Annotated in this window: 19 protein-coding genes and 1 other RNA gene; 16 read left to right on the top strand and 4 right to left on the bottom strand. The window is 32.2% G+C overall.

What is annotated here, in order from left to right:
* Window positions 1-6 precede the first annotated feature (6 nt).
* From panD to ABID96_RS11815, 9 genes are all read left to right on the top strand, one after another.
* A complete protein-coding gene (gene panD, locus ABID96_RS11855) occupies window positions 7-390 on the top strand; it encodes an aspartate 1-decarboxylase (RefSeq protein WP_192602225.1) in 384 nt (127 codons plus the stop codon).
* 91 nt (window positions 391-481) lie between these two features.
* Complete coding sequence (gene dinG / locus ABID96_RS11850) at window positions 482-3,262, top strand: ATP-dependent DNA helicase DinG (RefSeq protein WP_192602224.1); 2,781 nt, start codon at window positions 482-484, stop codon at window positions 3,260-3,262.
* A gap of 105 nt (window positions 3,263-3,367) precedes the next feature.
* Window positions 3,368-3,538, top strand: coding sequence for a YpmA family protein (locus tag ABID96_RS11845; protein WP_192602223.1), 171 nt, complete (start codon window positions 3,368-3,370; stop codon window positions 3,536-3,538).
* 11 nt (window positions 3,539-3,549) lie between these two features.
* Window positions 3,550-4,014, top strand: a complete 465-nt coding sequence (locus ABID96_RS11840) for a cell wall elongation regulator TseB-like domain-containing protein (protein WP_192602222.1) — start codon at window positions 3,550-3,552, stop codon at window positions 4,012-4,014.
* A 12-nt stretch (window positions 4,015-4,026) separates the two neighbouring features.
* Window positions 4,027-5,214: a pyridoxal phosphate-dependent aminotransferase gene (locus ABID96_RS11835; protein ID WP_192602221.1), complete on the top strand. Its 1,188-nt coding sequence runs from the start codon at window positions 4,027-4,029 to the stop codon at window positions 5,212-5,214.
* 296 nt (window positions 5,215-5,510) lie between these two features.
* Entirely contained in the window at window positions 5,511-6,803 is a 1,293-nt protein-coding gene (gene asnS / locus ABID96_RS11830; protein WP_192602220.1) for an asparagine--tRNA ligase, read from the top strand.
* Window positions 6,804-6,958: 155 nt separating this feature from the next.
* Complete coding sequence (locus ABID96_RS11825) at window positions 6,959-7,681, top strand: DnaD domain protein (RefSeq protein ID WP_377896876.1); 723 nt, start codon at window positions 6,959-6,961, stop codon at window positions 7,679-7,681.
* 43 nt (window positions 7,682-7,724) lie between these two features.
* Window positions 7,725-8,381, top strand: a complete 657-nt coding sequence (nth, locus tag ABID96_RS11820; protein ID WP_192602218.1) for an endonuclease III — start codon at window positions 7,725-7,727, stop codon at window positions 8,379-8,381.
* Complete coding sequence (locus tag ABID96_RS11815) at window positions 8,378-8,875, top strand: YpoC family protein (protein WP_192602217.1); 498 nt, start codon at window positions 8,378-8,380, stop codon at window positions 8,873-8,875. Before nth ends, ABID96_RS11815 begins: the two co-directional genes overlap by 4 nt.
* Window positions 8,876-8,952: 77 nt before the next feature.
* Here the strand turns inward: ABID96_RS11815 and ABID96_RS11810 are convergent, their stop codons facing one another.
* Both ABID96_RS11810 and recU read right to left on the bottom strand, forming a co-directional pair.
* Window positions 8,953-11,499, bottom strand: a complete 2,547-nt coding sequence (locus tag ABID96_RS11810; protein ID WP_192602216.1) for a transglycosylase domain-containing protein — start codon at window positions 11,497-11,499, stop codon at window positions 8,953-8,955.
* A gap of 62 nt (window positions 11,500-11,561) precedes the next feature.
* On the bottom strand, window positions 11,562-12,155 hold the full coding sequence (gene recU / locus ABID96_RS11805; protein WP_087999441.1) for a Holliday junction resolvase RecU: 594 nt from the start codon (window positions 12,153-12,155) through the stop codon (window positions 11,562-11,564).
* Window positions 12,156-12,247: 92 nt separating this feature from the next.
* Here recU and ABID96_RS11800 point away from each other — a divergent pair, with 92 nt between their 5' ends.
* Both ABID96_RS11800 and ABID96_RS11795 read left to right on the top strand, forming a co-directional pair.
* Entirely contained in the window at window positions 12,248-13,255 is a 1,008-nt protein-coding gene (locus ABID96_RS11800; protein ID WP_192602215.1) for a DUF2515 family protein, read from the top strand.
* A gap of 448 nt (window positions 13,256-13,703) precedes the next feature.
* The gene (locus ABID96_RS11795) at window positions 13,704-13,952 is read left to right on the top strand and encodes a hypothetical protein (protein WP_087999443.1); all 249 of its coding nucleotides are present in this window, start codon (window positions 13,704-13,706) and stop codon (window positions 13,950-13,952) included.
* Between the two features lie 90 nt (window positions 13,953-14,042).
* Here the strand turns inward: ABID96_RS11795 and yppF are convergent, their stop codons facing one another.
* Window positions 14,043-14,219: a YppF family protein gene (yppF, locus tag ABID96_RS11790; RefSeq protein WP_192602214.1), complete on the bottom strand. Its 177-nt coding sequence runs from the start codon at window positions 14,217-14,219 to the stop codon at window positions 14,043-14,045.
* 208 nt (window positions 14,220-14,427) lie between these two features.
* Between yppF and ABID96_RS11785 the strand changes: the two genes are divergently transcribed.
* Complete coding sequence (locus tag ABID96_RS11785) at window positions 14,428-15,237, top strand: YppG family protein (protein ID WP_377896875.1); 810 nt, start codon at window positions 14,428-14,430, stop codon at window positions 15,235-15,237.
* Window positions 15,238-15,261: 24 nt separating this feature from the next.
* On the opposite strand, the gene ABID96_RS11780 is transcribed toward ABID96_RS11785, so the two are convergent.
* Window positions 15,262-15,990 (bottom strand): GntR family transcriptional regulator, encoded by a 729-nt coding sequence (locus ABID96_RS11780; protein WP_192602213.1) that lies wholly within the window; start codon window positions 15,988-15,990, stop codon window positions 15,262-15,264.
* Window positions 15,991-16,700: 710 nt separating this feature from the next.
* Between ABID96_RS11780 and ABID96_RS11775 the strand changes: the two genes are divergently transcribed.
* The 4 genes from ABID96_RS11775 (at window position 16,701) to ABID96_RS11760 (ending at window position 19,398) form a co-directional block, all read left to right on the top strand.
* Entirely contained in the window at window positions 16,701-17,270 is a 570-nt protein-coding gene (locus ABID96_RS11775) for an SLOG family protein (RefSeq protein WP_192602212.1), read from the top strand.
* A gap of 76 nt (window positions 17,271-17,346) precedes the next feature.
* Entirely contained in the window at window positions 17,347-17,649 is a 303-nt protein-coding gene (gene gpsB, locus ABID96_RS11770; RefSeq protein WP_087999447.1) for a cell division regulator GpsB, read from the top strand.
* 78 nt (window positions 17,650-17,727) lie between these two features.
* Window positions 17,728-18,110: RNase P RNA component class B (rnpB, locus tag ABID96_RS11765), an RNA gene on the top strand.
* 139 nt (window positions 18,111-18,249) lie between these two features.
* Entirely contained in the window at window positions 18,250-19,398 is a 1,149-nt protein-coding gene (locus ABID96_RS11760) for a THUMP domain-containing class I SAM-dependent RNA methyltransferase (protein ID WP_192603133.1), read from the top strand.
* Window positions 19,399-19,457: the final 59 nt, after the last annotated feature.

Genomic DNA, 19,457 nt, shown 5'->3' with positions numbered 1-19,457 from the left:
AAATAGATGATTCGTACAATGATGAGAGCAAAACTTCATAGAGCGACTGTTACTGAAGCAAATTTAAATTATGTTGGTAGCATTACAATTGATGAAAATTTAATGGATGCAGTGGATGTTCGTGAAAATGAAAAAGTACAAATTGTAAATAACAATAATGGTGCTCGACTTGAAACTTACGTAATCCCAGGAAAACGTGGAAGTGGAGTCATTTGTTTAAACGGTGCTGCAGCTAGACTTGTTCAAGAAGGCGACAAAGTAATCATAATCGCTTACGGTCAAGTTGAAGAAGAAAAGCTTGATCAGCATGTACCAAATATTGCAATTTTAAACGATAACAATGAAATTGTCGAAATGATTGGTAAAGAAATAGCAGGGACAATTAAGTAATGGAAATCCCCTCTTTTTAGGGGATTTTTTTGTATTGTTTAATTTGTTTTATGCAAAATAATCACAATAGAGAAAATGGAGGTGGCAAAAAATGAATAAGTTTGTTGTAGTTGACCTAGAAACGACAGGTAACAACAGTAGAGGTCAAGATCGAATTATTCAAATTGCAGCCTTTGTACTTGAGAACGGAGAAGTAATAGAGCAGTTTTCTAGTTTTATCAATCCGCTTATTGAAATTCCAACCTTTATCAGTGAGTTAACCGGAATACATAAAGATATGGTGTCACATGCACCACAATTTGAACAAATCGCAGAAGAATTATATCCAATTTTTGAGGATGCATACTTTGTAGCTCATAATGTTCATTTTGATTTAACATTTTTACAAAAAGAATTCGAACGGGTTGGACTCCCAAAGATCCATCCTTTATCAATAGATACAGTTGAATTGACTAGAATATTATATCCGACATTATCAAGCTATAAGCTGTCAGATTTAGCAAAAGTCTTTCAAATTGAACATGAAAATCCACATCAAGCTGATAGTGATGCTGAAGTAACGGCAGAATTGTTAACAATCTTACTTAATAAGCTTGAAAGTTTACCATATGCTTCATTAAAAATTCTTGAAAACTTAAGTAAAAGCTTTAAAAGTGACATTACATACTATATTTCAGATTTAATACATAAAAAATCAGAGTCTACAATAAAAGAAGAAAATATTGAAGAATTTAGAAGAGTCGCGATTAAAAAAAGTAATTTCAGCTTACCTCAAGAAGAAGAGGACTTTGTTGAGTTTAAAGAATACTTGGAGCACGACTTAAACCAGCGAATGGAAGTTGAAATGCCCACTTTTCATAAAAGAGAAGAGCAGATTTCCTATATGCAGGATGTATTTGAAGCCTTTCAATCTAAAAAGATTCTTTTATCTGAGGCAAGCACAGGTGTAGGTAAAACCTTTGGTTATTTAATTCCGTCAGCTTTTTTCTCAAAACAATTTGGTAAGCAGGTCGTCATTAGTACGAGTACAATTTCATTGCAAAAACAAATTACAAAAAAACATTTGCCAACAGTTGAAACATTATTACCTTTTCAATTAAAAGTGGCTTCAATCCAAAGCAAAAAGAATTATCTTTGTTTGCAAAAATTTGAATATGTGATTGATGAATTTGATGATAATTATGATAGTATTTTATCGAAAGCAATGATTTGTGTTTGGCTAACTGAAACAGAAAGTGGAGAACTAGACGAGCTTTCTTTGCCATCTGGTGGAATTCATTTATGGGAACGTGTATGCTGCAATGATGAAAGTGAAAATAAAAGGTCAAATCCTTGGTTTCATAAATGTTTTTATCAAAGGGCAAAAAATCAATTGATGCTTGCTGATTTAATCATTACAAATCATGCTTATTTATTATCAACATTAAAAAATAAAGAACATTTATTAAACTCAGTTAAAACCATTGTAATTGATGAGGCGCATTCGCTAGAAGAAACATCATCGAAAACTTTTGGGACCACATTTTCATGCTTAAAATATTATCAATATTTAAGCAGATTAAGTACATCAGATGGAAACGAACTTGTTCATCGATTATATAAACTTGATGAATTAAACGAAAATAGAGTGAAATGGTGGAAAAAAATAGATCATTTCATAAAAGAAATAAAATACGAATCAGATGAACTATTCAGGTTACTGAGAGATTTTATCTTATCGAAGCAAAATGAATTTGATAAAGACAATATAAGACAATCTATTACGTTAAATGGTAATAATACTTCTAGCCAAAACTGGAAAGTCATTATTGAGTGTGCAAATCGATTAGTCCAAACGAATAATTCTTTATTTAAAGAATGTGGGCAATACTTTAAACTGACTAGTGATTTAAAAGCTAATTCATTTCAAAAAGCAATGATCAATGAATTTAAAATGATTATTGATCAATTATATTTGATGAAAAATGGATTACAAGAAATCCTATTCGATCAAAACGAGCAGTTTATTAGATGGATGGATACGGAATCAAAGGGTTCATTCCATACGACAATGTTATATAGTGAAAAAGTAAACAATGCAGACTTAATTAACAAGTTTTTAATTAAAGAACGTGATTCAATTATATTTACATCTGCAACAATGAGTTTAAAAAATACATTTACTTATATGAAGTCAACCCTTGGATTACCTGAAGAGAATGTGATTGAAAAAATCTATCCTGTTCCATTAGATTTTCAACAAGGTATGAAGGTATATATACCTACTGATTTAAAAGGGATTAAAGATATATCCTTAGAAGAATATGCTTTCCAAACCGCAAATGCAATCAGTAAAATAGCAAATAAAATAAAAGGTAGAACATTAGTTTTATTTACAGCTTTTGACTTATTAAAACAGACCTATGATCATTTGGTGGATTCGACAATTTCAATTCAAGCTACAGTTTTAGCACAAGGTTTCTCCCAAGGAGGCAAACAAAGACTAATTAAACAATTTCTACAAACAAAACAAACAATTTTATTAGGTACAAACACATTTTGGGAAGGAATTGACCTACCAAATGAAGAATTAGATTGTTTAATCATTGTACGCTTGCCTTTTACGAATCCTGAAAAACCTATGTTTATTGCAAAATCAAATTTAATAAAGAAAGCTGGTGAAAATTCGTTTTCGAATTTAGCTCTACCACTCGCTGTATTTAAATTTAGACAAGGCTATGGACGTTTAATTCGTAATGAAAAAGATCAAGGGTCGTTATTTGTATTGGATAATCGTATTATCAATGCAAATTATGGAGAAGAATTTTTGAAGCTTATTCCTGGAAATAAAATCAAAATAAATACAATTGATGAACTATTAAACGATTTTTAGACATTTTTAAACAATTAGCATGAGAATATAGGGGAATCAGTTATTTCGTGTGGTATAATGACAATATTGTGATGTATATCCATATACATTTTTAGGAGGAGCAACATGAATACAAAGATTGAAGTGTTATCAACAACAAAGATTGAATATACAAAGGAACTTTATAAAATTGTTGATAGTTTAAATCGAACATTAAAAGAACAGGATTTAATGTTTGGTCTTGCACTTGATAAAGAAAATCCAGAAAACGCAGTGTTTACAATTTATCGAACTTAAATGAGGTATATATGAAAAAATGGTTAATCATCCTTGGATTAGGCATCGTATTTCTAGCTTTATTTTTTATATCAACTTACCAGTCTTCTTTATCGCCTTTAAATGATGATAAAAAGAAAGCAGAAGAGCTTGCAGTTAAACAAGGCTATTTAAAAACTGTTGCTAGTACTGATTACTATCATGGTAAAGAACAAGCTATTGTTTTAACAGGTAAAGATGATACAAATAATGAAATAATTGCTTGGGTACAGGATGGAAATATTATCGCTAGGAAAAAAAGTGAAGGTTTAACAAAGCAAGAAATTATAGAAAAAGTAACGAATGAAAGAGACCCAAAAGAAATACATAAAGTTAAGTTAGGAATAGAGAACAAAATTCCATTATGGGAAGTAGTATATATAGATAAACAAGGGCGTTTTAATTTTTATTATGCTGCTTTTGAAAATGGTGAGCTTTTAAAACGTTATAGTATCTAGGGGGAAGTAATGATGAAACTAGCAAAAAGAGTAAGCGCGTTAACACCATCGACAACACTAGCTATTACAGCAAAAGCAAAGGAAATGAAAGATAGAGGGATCGATGTAATTGGTTTAGGGGCAGGAGAACCTGACTTTAATACTCCAACTGCAATTATTGAAGAAGCATACGCAGCAATGATGAGCGGCCAAACAAAGTATACGCCATCAAATGGTCTTCCTACACTTCGAAAAGCAATTTGTGATAAATTACAAAAGGATCAAGGAATAAGCTATTCACCGGCTGAAGTTGTTGTAACGAATGGTGCAAAACATGCACTGTATACATTGTTTCAAGCAATTTTAGACCCAGGCAATGAAGTGATTATTCCAACTCCTTATTGGGTAAGTTATCCTGAACAAGTCATTCTTGCTGAAGGTGTACCTGTATTTATTGAAGGTTACGAGCATCAACAATTTAAAGTAACGCCTAAACAAATCGAGGCAGCAATTACTGAAAATACGAAGGCAATTATCATAAACTCACCAAGTAATCCTACTGGTATGATTTATACTGAACAAGAATTAAGAGAAATTGGTGAAGTTTGTTTAAAACATGATATTTTAATCGTTTCTGATGAGATATATGAAAAATTAGTATACGATGGTGCAAAACATGTATCAATCGCACAATTAAGCACTGAATTAAAAGAGCAAACAATTATTATTAATGGTGTATCAAAGTCTCACTCAATGACGGGATGGAGAATTGGATATGCAGTTGGTAATAAAGAAATAATTAACGCGATGACAAATCTTGCTAGTCATTCAACATCAAATCCAACAACAATGGCACAAATTGCTACAATTAAAGCCTATGAAATGGGAGATGCTCCTGTTGAAGAAATGAGAGTAGCATTCGAAGATCGTTTAAATAAAACATATGAGAGACTTGTAACGATTCCAGGTTTCACATGCGTAAAACCAAATGGTGCATTTTATTTATTCCCAAATGTTACAGAAGCCGCTAAAATGGCAGGATTCAATAATGTTGATGAATTTGTGACAGAATTACTTGAAAAAGCAAGTGTAGCTGTTATTCCTGGATCTGGTTTTGGCTCACCTGAAAATATACGCTTATCTTATGCAACATCACAAGAACAATTGGATAAAGCGTTAGAACGTATTGAGCAATTTATGAAAGCGAGTATCCCTAGCTAATTTTTGGTCTGTATTTTACAAGCACAGGTTTTATCGTTGCTTTTTATAAGGTGAGATACTGAAGAAAATTCTGTTCCTCATCTGAGCTAAGACTTGATAAAAGCTAAGCAAATGCTTAGCTTTTATCTTTTTAAGTGGAATCAAAAGTTAAAAATATTTTACTTTTTTATATCCACCCGCGAATCTTTCTGTCATATTTTATCAGATAACGTTGATATAGAGAGATTTGAAGGGTATAATGAATATGTTTATAGGAATATTTACATTATTTATACATATGTTTTGGAGGGTTATTTTTGAAAACAACAATATCACAAGTACATAAATATGTTGATCAATCAGTTACAATCGGAGCTTGGTTAGCAAATAAACGTTCAAGCGGAAAAATCGCATTTTTACAACTACGAGACGGTTCAGGTTTCATTCAAGGGGTTGTAGTGAAAGAAGAAGTTGGAGAAGAAATTTTCCAAAAAGCAAAAGCATTAACACAAGAAACTTCTCTTTATGTTACAGGTACAGTACGTAAAGATGAGCGTTCTCCATTAGGATTTGAGTTAAATGTAACGGATGTAGAAGTAATCCATGAATCTGTAGATTTTCCAATTACACCAAAGGAGCATGGTACAGAATTTTTAATGGATAACCGTCACTTATGGTTACGTTCTCGTAGACAGCACGCTGTAATGAAAATTCGTAATGAAATTATTCGTGCTACTTATGAGTTCTTTAATGAAAATGGATTTGTTAAGGTTGATCCACCAATCTTAACTGGAAGTGCACCAGAAGGTACAACAGAATTGTTCCATACGAAATACTTCGATGAAGATGCATATCTTTCTCAAAGTGGTCAGCTTTATATGGAAGCAGCTGCAATGGCACTTGGAAAAGTATTTTCATTTGGACCTACTTTCCGTGCAGAAAAATCTAAAACACGTCGCCATTTAATTGAGTTTTGGATGATTGAACCAGAAATGGCATTCATGGATCACGAAGATAACTTAGTCGTTCAAGAAAATTATGTTTCTCATTTAGCGCAATCTGTTCTAAAAAATTGTCAATTAGAGTTAAAGACATTAGGACGCGACGTTGCGAAATTAGAAAATATTAAAGCACCATTCCCAAGAATTTCTTATGATGATGCAATTAAGTTCTTAAATGAAAAAGGATTTGACGATATTGCATGGGGGGATGATTTCGGTGCGCCACATGAAACTGCAATTGCAGAAAGCTTTGATAAGCCGGTATTCATTACACATTATCCAGCGAAAATTAAATCATTCTATATGAAACCAGATCCAACAAATCCAGAAGTAGTACTATGTGCGGATTTAATTGCTCCTGAAGGATATGGAGAAATTATTGGTGGTTCAGAACGTATTGATGATTATGAATTATTAGCTAAACGTTGTGAAGAGCATGGTCTAACTTCAGATGCTTACAAATGGTACATGGAACTTCGTCAATATGGTTCAGTTCCTCACTCAGGATTTGGTCTAGGCTTAGAACGTACAGTAGCATGGTTATCAGGCGTTGAACACGTTCGTGAAGCTATTCCATTCCCACGTCTATTAAACCGTTTATACCCATAATAAATCGATTTTTAGATGGTTTTTTAAAGAGATATTAGATAAACTAATGAAGAGGTATGGTTCTCATACCTCTTTTTCTTTTTCACTGAATTGGAGATTCATTACAGTTTATTTCTAATATGTAAACATGCTATACTATGCTAGAGGTGTTCGAAGTGAATAATAATAGCATTATAAATTGGATTGAATTTGGAAACTTAAGTATTCCAAATATTCTACTTAGTAAATACGCTTCATTAAACATGAATGAAGAAGAGCTAGTCATGATTCTACAAATTTTTTCTTTTCAACAAAAAGGTCATACTTTTCCAACACCTTCTCAATTAGCAGAGATTATGTCATTAAACGATCAAAAATGTATGGAAGTCATACGTCAGTTATTAAAAAAGGGTTTAATAGAAATCGTTGAACAAAAAGATGAAAGAAATTTACGTTCAGAAGCATATTCTTTAACACCTTTATGGATAAAATTGATTGAATCAACAGAAGAAAAACAGCCGAGTATAGAACTAACAAATCCTATTCAGTCAATAATTGAGCAAAATGAAGAATCTACTTATGCAGTATTTGAAAAAGAATTTGGTAGACTGTTATCTCCATTTGAAATTGAAACATTAACTATGTGGATGGATCAAGATGAGCATGACGAAAAATTAATTAAAGCTGCTTTAAAAGAAGCAGTAATCAGTGGTAAGTTAAACTTTCGCTATATAGATCGAATTCTTTTTGAATGGAAAAAGAATGGTATTAAACAAGTTGAACAAGCCATTAGTTACAGTAAGCATTTTAGAAAAAAAGATCCACAATCTCAAAACAAAGAGCAAGCTGAAACAAAATACACAGGAGCTATTCCTTTTTATAATTGGCTAGAAAAGTAAAGCGAGGACATGCTCCTCGCTTTTGTTAGTAAGGAGTGTAGGAATGTTAAACAAACAACAAATTTCCGAGGTTTTAAATACAATGGGTGATATGTTCCCGGATGCACATTGTGAACTAAATCATAAAAACCCGTTTGAACTAGTTATTGCGGTTGCTTTATCAGCCCAGTGTACAGATGTATTAGTAAATAAAGTAACAAAAACACTTTTTGAGAAATATAAAACACCTCAAGATTATTTAGATGTTACATTAGAAGAACTGCAAAATGACATTAGATCAATTGGACTTTTTCGTAATAAAGCAAAAAATATACAAAAGCTTAGTGACATGATTCTTACTGAATTTAATGGTGAAGTACCAAGAACAAGGGACGAGTTAGTCAAATTACCTGGGGTAGGTAGAAAGACTGCTAATGTAGTTATGTCTGTAGCGTTTAATATCCCAGCAATAGCTGTAGATACTCATGTTGAGCGTGTTTCTAAACGCTTGGGAATTTGTCGATGGAAGGACTCTGTACTAGAAGTTGAACAGACATTAATGAACAAAGTACCAAAAGAAGAGTGGGGAGTCACACATCATCGATTAATTTTCTTTGGTCGTTATCATTGCAAGGCGCAAAGACCCGGGTGTGAAACTTGTCCTCTTCTTGATATTTGTAGAGAAGGTAAAAAACGAATGAAAGTGAAGAAAGCAGTATGAGTAGAATTCATGAAAATTTACTAAATCCGCCATTTTATATGGAAGGTAATAATGAGATAGAGCAAGATTCAATCATGATAAAAAATAAACCTTTTTCCTTCGAAAGTCTTCACCTATTAGAAGAAAGCTCCATAGGCTCCCAAGAAGTTCGTGATAAAATCATTCAAGAAATGTTTTTGCAATGGAAAGAGGAATCTGATCTACTGACAGGTTATTTTAGGTTACGTAATCGTAAAGCAGCATTAGAACCCATGCTAAGAGGTTTAGCCAACTTTATCTCGATTACTACTTGGTTAAACGGTAAAATTTTAACGAATATAAATGACTTGTTAAATGAATTAGACTCATTAACAATTAAACCGATTAACTTGAACGAAAGAATTAGTTTTGTTATTAAGCAACCAGATCACTACCACTCATTTATTCAATTATCTGGTCTATATACAGAATTAGAAAAATTGTATTATAAACAAAAAATAACCTCCTCAAAATGAGGAGGTTTTTCAGAATGAATCTCTAAACTTTTGTACTTTGTCAGCATAAAAAAACTCCTCAAAATGAGGAGTTTTTTTTATGCTGTAATCTTGTTATACCGATAATTTGAAGTATTATATGATGTTGGATTTGTAATAATGCCATTATTATCAGTCGGTTTAGTAGGATCAGGTATTACTGGATTACCATCTTCATCAGTATCACCGTCGCCACCATCTCCATTACCGTTACCATTACCGTTACCATTACCGTTACCATTATCGTTGCCATTACCATTACCGTTACCATTACCATTGCCATTGCCATTATTACCTTCATCAGGCGGAGTGACAGGTTCCTCAGTAGTTGATAAATCAACAGTTACTGTAACTGGATTACTCTTACCTACATCACTTGTTGCGACAATCGAAATTTTTACAATATCACCAGGAACAATTCCGTTAATACTTGTTGCAGTTCCTTGTATTTTTTGTGGTTGTGCTTTTTTGCCATTAACATCATAACTTACTTCAAACGAAGTCGAAGGAAGTAACTCAGGAGCGTATTGCCAGTTTAAAGAAATATTACTTGTAACTGGATCATAATTTGCCGCTACATTTTTTACAGGATCTAGTTTTATATCTTGTGGAATATCATCCATTTTTTCGCCTTTAATATATAACTCATCACGATTTTCAACTACTGAACTTGGTTTTTCGAATTTAGAATTCATATCTCCAGTAGCAGCTAGCATATCTCTTGCGATGTATTTTGCAATATTTGTAGATGATTTACCTAAATAATGATCTTTTTTATTTTTCTCATATCCTGTCCAAACAGAAACAGTTACGTCAGGTGAAAAACCAACAAACCAACTATCACGAGTTGCATTATCAGGGAAGCCATACTTTTGTTTAACTTCAGTTGGATAATTTGTTGTACCTGTTTTACCCGCCATGTCTAAGCCAGGGACGTTTGCTCTACCACCTGTACCAAGAGGGGATTTAACAACATCACGTAGCATGTCTGTAACCATATAAGCAGTATAATCACTCATTGCTTGCTTTGGTTCAGGTGTTAATACTTTTTCTGTTTTATCTTGATAAATGATCTTTGTAACTGCATGAGGTTTAATATAAACCCCACCATTACCAAAGGCTGCATAAGCACCAGCCATTTCCATTGGAGACACGCCTGTAAATCCTCCGATAGAGTATGATTCATAAATATCTTTTGGTAAGTCTAGCCCTAATCCAACTCCAAACTCACGAGAGCGGTCTAATCCTACTTCTTGCATTGTTTTTAATGCAGGAATGTTTCTTGAATCTGCTAATGCATATCTAATTGAAATTTTTCCTTTATATCGTTTATCCCAGTTGCTAATAGGAACACCTTCAGAATACTGATAAGGCTCATCAACTATTTGATGGAAAGTGGACCATTTTAAATATTGGATAGCAGGGCCATAATCTAAGATTGGTTTGATTGAAGAACCCGGCTGTCTTTTGATATCTTTGGCGAAGTTGATTCCGCCAGTTGTTGTATTTCTTCCTGCTCCAACTGCTCGAATTTCACCAGTTTTCGTATCTGTTAAAACGAAACCAGTTTGAAATTCATCACTTGGATAAAACTCTTTACCGCGATTGATAATTTCATCAGCTTTTTGTTGTGCTTTTGGATCTATCGTTGTTTCAATTGTTAACCCATCAGTATATACATTTGCATCGCCATTTTTTTCTACTTCATCAATTACTACATCTAAAAATGCCTGATACTTAGTACGTTCTGGTTGCGACACCTTAACTATACTTTTCATTGAAACTGCTTTTGCCTTCGTATATTCCTCTTCTGAAATATATTTATACTTTTTCATTTGGCTTAGTACAATATTTCTTCTGTTTTCAGATGCAGCAGGGTGCTTAGCTGGGTTAAAGTTATTTGGACTTTGAACCATACCAGCTAGTATTGCTGCTTCGGGTAATGTAATTTTAGACAAGTCTTTACTAAAATAAGTTTCACTTGCTTTTGCAATACCATAAACACCACGACCATTTAGACCGTTTGAGAAATAAACTTTATTTAAATACATTTCTAAAATCTGTTGTTTAGAATACTTCTGTTCTAATTGAAATGCTAAATACCATTCTTGTACTTTACGTTTAATTGTTTTTTCAGGTGATAAAAATGAATTTTTTACAACTTGTTGCGTAATAGTACTACCACCTTGAGAACCAAATCCACCAGTAATATTAGCTAAAACTGCACCGAACACACGGCGAATATCTACACCTTTATGCTTAAAGAATCGAACATCTTCAGTCGCGATAAAAGCATCTTGAACCACTGTTGGAATCTCATTATATGAAATTTTAGTTCTTTGTTCAGTCCCCAATTCAGCAAATACATTCCCATCTTTATCTAATACTGTTGAGGATAGTGGATCTTTTAATTTTGATTCATCTAAATCTGGTGCGCCACTAACTAAATAATAAAAACCACCGACACCAGCAAGTATACAAATGACTGCAACTGTCAATATTGATAAAGTGATTTTTTTCCATAAACCTTCACGTTTCTTTGTCGTACCTTTAGTAGGCTTCTCCATACGTTTACGTTCTTCTCGTGAACGATATTCTTTTGCCATCTTAATTTCTCCTGCCTTTCAAAAATGAACCTTAATCTTGATGTCAATAAATCATATTAAGTTTAATAAAGTTCATCAATACAATTTAAGTAAGGAACAATAATGGGGTAACTAGTTTTAAGCAATGTTCCAAACTGTCTGCATTCTTCTATAGATATTGACTTTCTTCCGCCTTGTTGCTGCCTTTGCCAAAAGGTTAGAATATCGGAAGCTTTCATAAAATAAATTTCATTATATAATGAAAATTTTATTATGACAAACGATATTCCACCGTGAATCATCACATTTTCCATATGTTGAATCTGGTGTAAGTGGAAATTTTGTAAAGGGAAACTAGTCTTGTTGTTAGTTTCTTTTGCTTCAAAGTCAATATACTTTCCTTTATAAATGCCATTGTAATCAGTAGTTGATGCTTGCTTAAAATAGGCCTCTCGAATAACTGCTGCACTTCTTTTTGGATAATCTACTTTTACTATTTGTACTGGTGTTGGTTTTTTATGTATGTTTGCGATATTATTTGCTAAATAATACGTATTAGTGGCATTTAAATCTTCCTCAAGAGACATTCCTCGATTACTATAAGTATTTCCTGATTTAGAAATGAATTCATTGTTTTTTAGAATATTATTTTTTCGATTAGGATATTTTATTGTCATTTAAACCAACTCCGCCTTAAAATACATACAAATGTATTATAGCACAAAACAGACGTTCGTGTATAAATAACCATGAATGCAGAGGTGATCAAATGATCCTGCAACACGATAGCTGGAAGGAATATATAAAACAAAGAAGAAAAGAACATAGTGTAAATCGAAATGAAAATGAATTAATTGAATTGATCAAGCACGAAACGATTCGAAATAACAGTGATAATATTTCAAGGACGATTGCATATCAAAATTATTATTTCAGAATGAATTCTATTCAATGGTCTTTATTAGCAAGTATGGTATCTCGTAATGCAGGCTATAACATGACGGATCTAGAAAATCCAAAATTTATTAATGGACTAAGTCTAAAACAAAGAAAGCAATTATATTTAACATACGAAAGGGCTAATTGGATCATTTTTTCTGATGCTTTTCCTCAGTTATTATTATTTGAGTTCTCTGTAAAACAAAATAAACCATTATTTTATTTACTCAAGCATTTTTCCGTCTCAAGTTTTATGGAAATTGAGTGGGAGAAATATTGGACAAATCGCGATCATGTACGATTGGTTTATTCACTCATTATTAATGAACAAAATATGATTGAAAAACCCGTTATCCAAGATGAGTATTTTAAACATGAAGTGTTTGATACCTTCTCGTATAAACTACAAGAACAATTGAAATTAAGTAGCGTGATTTTTCCCAATTTATTAGGAGAAGTATATGGTATGTCCATTTTTCAGTTTCAAGAAATTAATAAGAGGATCCAAATAGGAAAACAATTATATTCAATATTATTTCATGAGGATCTACACCATCATTTTTGCGAATTTGCAAAACAAGTAACTCATTCTGGAAGTAGAAATGATTATGAAGAAATAGTGGGATTCGCAAAATCAAATAATCCGAAATTAAGGGACGTATATCCTATAATCCCTCATAAAAGAACAAAATCATTTGACTGGTATAATTCTACTGTTTTCCAACAGGAATGGTATAAGAAAGAGCATTATTCTGATCAATATAAATTTAAAGAAACGTTTTTAATGAAACAAGAGCTGATGATGTCACTATTAAAAATGAAATCATTGTTCCAATAAAAGAAGTTAGCAAATACATGCTAACTTCTTTTTGTTTACATCTTTTCTACGAGGTCATAAGTCCAAGTCAGATGTTAGCTAATGAAAACCTTATCCGAATTGGTATTATGCCTGTCGGACTACAAATTAATCTGCACAGCTTATGTTGCAGGGAAATTTGGTCCTTCAATTTTCGGATTACCAGTTCCTTGAGATTTACTTTTTTCTTGTTTCTTCTTTTTAACATTTTTATTTTTTGCCATATGTAACACCTCCCATTTATAACTTTCCCAAAACAGTTATTAGATACAATTCTTTTTGTCGAATATGAAGAGGAAAATGGAAAAATTCACTTTGTTTAGCGAAAAAGTACTAGTTTTGTCAACGTAGAAGGAGGTGAAGTTTTACTCGTTGAATACTTGTATTATAGGAAAATTGGTGTACAAAAGATGAAGAGGAGTTGAACTGTATGGAGGTAATTCAAAAAGAAGAATTTTTTCGAGCAATTGATGAATTTTTAAATGAGGTTGAATTTATTGAACACTCTTTAGCTTCTAGAATGAGTCAAAAATGTGAAGAAGAAAAAAATTCACTTTTAAATAAGGTTCAGTCTACTACAGTACATCTTCACCATTTTGAAAAAAAAGTTAATCAAGCAAGTCAAGGTGGAGGATGGATTTCTACACCATTATTAGGAAGAAAGTTAGCGTTTATTTAACAAATAATCTTATAAATAAAATAAAGAGATACCCATCTACGATTTACGTGAACGGGTATCTCTTTATTTATATTTAATTTTAATGGTCAATCAATTAGGTTTATTTGCACCAGACAATTCAAGTTCTCTAATTAATGCTCTATAATGTTGAAACGTAACTTCACCATTCAGGTAATTTTGTTGTAAGAAATCCATTAATTGATTAAGATCAGTTGGTTCAAAACTTTTTAAAGAAATAAACTTGTTCTTCAATTCTAGCAATGTCATTATTACCCCTCCAACATTAAATGTAATAAAAACTTGTTTTTATTACATAAAATGTACCATAAATACTCAAGATTTAAATTTTTTTAAAAATTTAAACTTCCGACAGTAAATGACAAAAAAAGTAGCTATCAGATTTTTTAGATTGTAACAATTTAGGCAATTACATCATACAAATACTAAAAGAATAAATATATTGGGTGTGAGAAAAATGAGACATCAAATGTTTCCTCCAAATCACGTTGATAACAGTTTTGAATGGTTTCGAAATCAACATCAATTAAATGACCATTATTATCATAATGGGACATTTAATCCATATGATTTAAACCAACAGCAAAACGAAATGATTCAACGGTATTATGGGAATATGATTCAACCATATTCTCAAAACCAAATACAAACAACAGAAGTTCAACAAACTATGCAAATGATGGAAACGGCTCCTACAAGCGAGACTCAAACATTTCAGGCTATGAACCAGGTGGAAGAAATACAACAACATGATTATCCAGAACAAGGTACTATGTTTGCATCACCGCCTGAATATACTCAAGAGCAGCCACATTTGATGCAAAATCCTGCGGGACTATATCCTAGCCAGCCTTATGCTACACCCTTAGAGAGCGGTTTTCCAGGGTATGGGCAACAGCCAGCGACAAATTATTCTAATTTTCAATTGTATTCAAACCCTTATGGTGACCAAAATTTTCAGACACAATTTCCTAATTTCACTCAACAACAACCACAACACCAACAATATGGGCAAATGATGCAAGGGGGACCGTTTTCACCACCTTCTATGTTTGCACCAAGTACTCCTTATCCAACACAACCAAAACAATTAAACCAACAAAATAGTAACGGTCAATCGTTTCAATTTTCTTCTATTTTAAATCAATTTAAGAATTCCTCTGGATCCTATGATGTACCCAAAATGATGAGTACAGCAGGACAAATGATGAATACCGTGAATCAAGTTGGAGGACTTTTCAAGCAAATTGGATTTTTCTTCAAATAAAAAAAGCCAGGATAACTCCTGGCTTTAGTCATTTCTAAAAAGAGAATGTACTAGCTTATAACGATCAGCACGATACACAGTCAATTCATGTTGAAGAACTTTTCCACTTCTCAAGTAAGTTGTACGATCAATAGATAACACAGGAGAATTTGGTGATATTTCAAGCAGTTTTGCTTCTTCTTCACTTGCTAATCTTGCTTGAATAGATTGATCTGCATATTGAATTGGATCAGGAATATTTGAATTCACATATTCATAAAAAGATTTTTCAAGTACAGTTTGATTTAAGTTAGGAGCTAATTCACATGACACATAAATGCTTTCAATGGACATCGGCTTTAAATCAGCTAGACGGACTCTTTTAATTTTATAAATAGGATCATTTTCGGTTATTTTTAATATATTTGCTAATGAAGAATCTGTTTTTATAATTTCAAATTCAATTAATTTGCTACTTGGTTTTAATCCTCTTTCAATCATTTCTTCTGTGTAGCTATTTAATCTACTAATTCGTTTTTCTACTTTTTGACGACTAACAAATGTACCTTTGCCTTTTTGACGATATACGAAACCTTCTTGAACAAGGTTATTTAAAGCTTGTCTTACAGTCATTCTAGATATCTGGAATTTTTCAGAAAACTCTCTTTCAGAAGGAATTAATTCATCGGCTGGATATTCTCCAGATGTAATTTTTGATTTTATATATTCTAATAGTTGATGGTAAATTGGAACTGGTGAATTTTTGTTAATCATGTTTTACTCCTCGTATAGCTGTGTATTTACATTTAATTGGTAAATAAAACGATTTCATACTTATTTTATAGGAATAAGGTGTAATCGGCAACGGTAGATTTTTATTACAAATGTCAAAATATTTAAACTTTTATTTACGTTAAATTAATAGTTGTGAATTTTGTTCAAACCTTTTAAAATTAAATCTGTTGACATTTTAGATACTTTAATATATTGGAGCGAAAAAGATTGAAAAACAAAATTCTTTTTTTATTTTTTATTACTTTAACATTAACGTTTATTATCTTTACTAGTTTTAAACAAGCATTATATGTAATTCTTTCATAGAAATCAAAAGTTACGTACATTTCAAGATAACGTAATAGAAAGTGAACTTTTTAACATAATAAAGAAAACTACTTACTTACAAGGCATTATTTCCGACACAAATTAATTTATATACATCTAAGATTAAATCGGATATTATTTTCCTCGAGAGAACAGTAATGATCGTACAAGCTATTAAAATGGTTTCCACAATTTCGGTTCTAATGATCATCTTAACAATTATTTTGTTACTCCAATAATTTATCCTGCATTTACAATAGATGTCGTAAGTAGAAATATAATTAGATTGAGTTAAGAAGATTATTTTTTTAAAGTGCATATTGAAAAGAATACAAATAACGAGGGAAGAGCATTTTGTTCTTCCTGATTTCTTGTGAGGTCATATGAGAGTATTACTAGTTTCAGGATATAAATCTTTTGAATTAGGCATTTCATCAAATAAACATGACGCAGTAAAATACATAAAAAAAGCAATAAAAAACAAAATTCTTACTTACATGGACGATGGTTTGGAATGGATTATCATTTCTGGTCAAATGGGAATTGAATTATGGGCAGCGGAGGTTGTTTTTGAACTACAACTTGAATATCCTCACTTACAGTTAGGAATTTTCACACCATATGAAGACCAGGATAAAAACTGGAATGAAGCAAACAAACTTTATTATGAGGAAATATTAGCTCAGGCAGATCATGTAGATTCAATATCAAGAAAGCCATATGAATCACCAGCACAGTTAAAAGCTAAAAATGAATTTTTAATTAGTAAAAGTGAAGGTTGTATCCTTTTATATGACACAGAAAAAGAAGGTTCGCCTAAATATTTGTATGACTTAGCGATTAGGAAAAAAGAATTATATCAATATTCGATTGATCTAGTAACTTTTGATGATTTACAAGTGATTGCAGAGGAATTTATTGAGAATGATGCGAATGATTATAGGGAAATATAGAATAGATAATTGACAATTTATTAAGTCTCTGAAAAAATAGAAGGTAAATATTTCTAAATGTTTTGGGGTGACACACATGGAATCAACAAAAATAAAACTAAGTATAAAAGATATCCTAAACAAAGAGTTCAAAGTTTCAATGCGTGGATATAATCAAGAAGAGGTTGACCAATACTTAGATACAATTATTAAAGATTATGAATCGTTTCAAAATCAAATAGTAGCCCTACAACAAGAAAATGCAAAGTATAAAAAATTATTAGAAGATCAAAAAAATACGACTCCAACTCCTTCGCCATTTAACAATACGAATACGGATGTATTAAAAAGATTATCTAATTTAGAGAAGCATGTTTTTGGTAGTAAACTATTCGAATAATTTTTACTAAACTGATTATGTAAGAAAGCATTGCAATCTAAACTAGAATTTACTATACTAGATAATGTTCGTTTCATTATGTTCGGGTAATCGCTGCAACGCTTGACGTTGTTGAGGAAAGTCCATGCTCGCACAGACCTGAGATGGCTGTAGTGTTCGTGCCTATCGAAGTCATAAGATAGGGTAGCTGGTAAAGCTAACGGCAGGGAACGGACCTAAGTCCTTTATGGATATGGTTCTACTACCTTTAAAGTGCCACAGTGACGTAGTCCTCGAAGAAATGAGAGGAGTGGAACGCGGTAAACCCCACGAGCGAGAAACCCAAATTATGGTAGGGGAATCCTTTCGAAGGAATTGAACTTAGAAAGGGACAGAGTATTTCTGTAGATAGATGATTACCACCTTTACGTACGAGGCGAGAGCCGTTTGCAGTACTAAGGAACAGAACATGGCTTACAGAACATATGAAATGATGAAACTGTTTAAAACTCTCTAATCCTTGGAGAGTTTTTTGTAATTTTGACGCGTTTTGTTCATAATGAAGATATGGAAAATAAAAATAGAAAAGTTCATTCTTTTTGAGTGAGATAGGTGAAAAAATTGACTAAATATACACTGATTGCAACAGCTGCTATGGGAATTGAGGCATTAGTTGCAAGAGAAGTTAAAAGCTTAGGATTTGAAGATGTACAGGTGGAAAATGGCCGCGTTTTATTTAAGGCTGATGAAGATGGTATCGTTAAAGCAAATCTATGGTTAAGAACAGCGGATCGAGTAAAGCTGCGAGTTGGTGAATTTAAAGCAACATCTTTTGATGAATTATTCGAGAAAACAAAAGCATTACCTTGGCATATGTTTATTCCTAGAAATGGACAATTCCCTGTTACTGGTAAATCCCAAAAATCGAAATTATTTTCAGTTTCGGATTGTCAAGCGATTGTAAAAAAAGCCATAGTTGATAAATTAAAAACGATTCAAAATGTACAAGGAATGCTAATAGAGGATGGACCATTATTCCGAGTAGAGGTTTCTATCTTAAAAGATATTGTAACTTTAACTATTGATACAACAGGCCGTGAAGGATTACATAAAAGAGGATATCGCGTTGAACAAGGTGAAGCACCATTAAAGGAAACACTTGCAGCTTCATTAATTTTATTAACGAACTGGAATGCTGATTTACCATTTGTTGATCCATTTTGTGGTTCTGGAACAATTCCAATTGAGGCTGCATTAATTGGTCAAAATATTGCTCCAGGTTCTTTTAGAAGCTTTGCTTCGGAGGAATGGCACTGGATTGGTAAAAAACGTTGGAACGAAGCAAGACAAGAAGCAGATGATATGGCAAATTATGATCAAAAATTAGAAATAATTGGTTCAGACATTGACCATAGAATGATTAATGTGTCTAAAGCAAATGCTGATGAAATCGGACTAGCAGACTCAATCTCATTTAAACAAATGCAAGTAAAGGATTTTACGACTAGATTAGACTATGGTTATGTTGTCACAAATCCACCATATGGCGAACGTTTAAATGATCGTCCATATGTTGAAAAATTATATGCTGATATGGGTCAAGTTTACACGAAACTAGACACATGGTCGGTTTATGTTTTAACTAGTCATGAAGGCTTTGAACAATTTTACGGTAAACCTGCAACTAAAAAACGTAAATTGTTTAACGGTTTTATTAAAACGGATTATTACCAATACTTTGGGAAACGTCCACCTAGAAATGTTGAATAATGAAATGGAAAAAAGTACTAATTAAAAAACTAATTAGTACTTTTTTAATAAACAAAAAT

Source organism: Gottfriedia sp. OAE603, from assembly GCF_040543965.1.
In the GTDB taxonomy this organism is placed as follows: domain Bacteria; phylum Bacillota; class Bacilli; order Bacillales; family Bacillaceae_G; genus Gottfriedia; species Gottfriedia solisilvae.
This window is presented reverse-complemented; position numbering and strand designations above follow the sequence as displayed.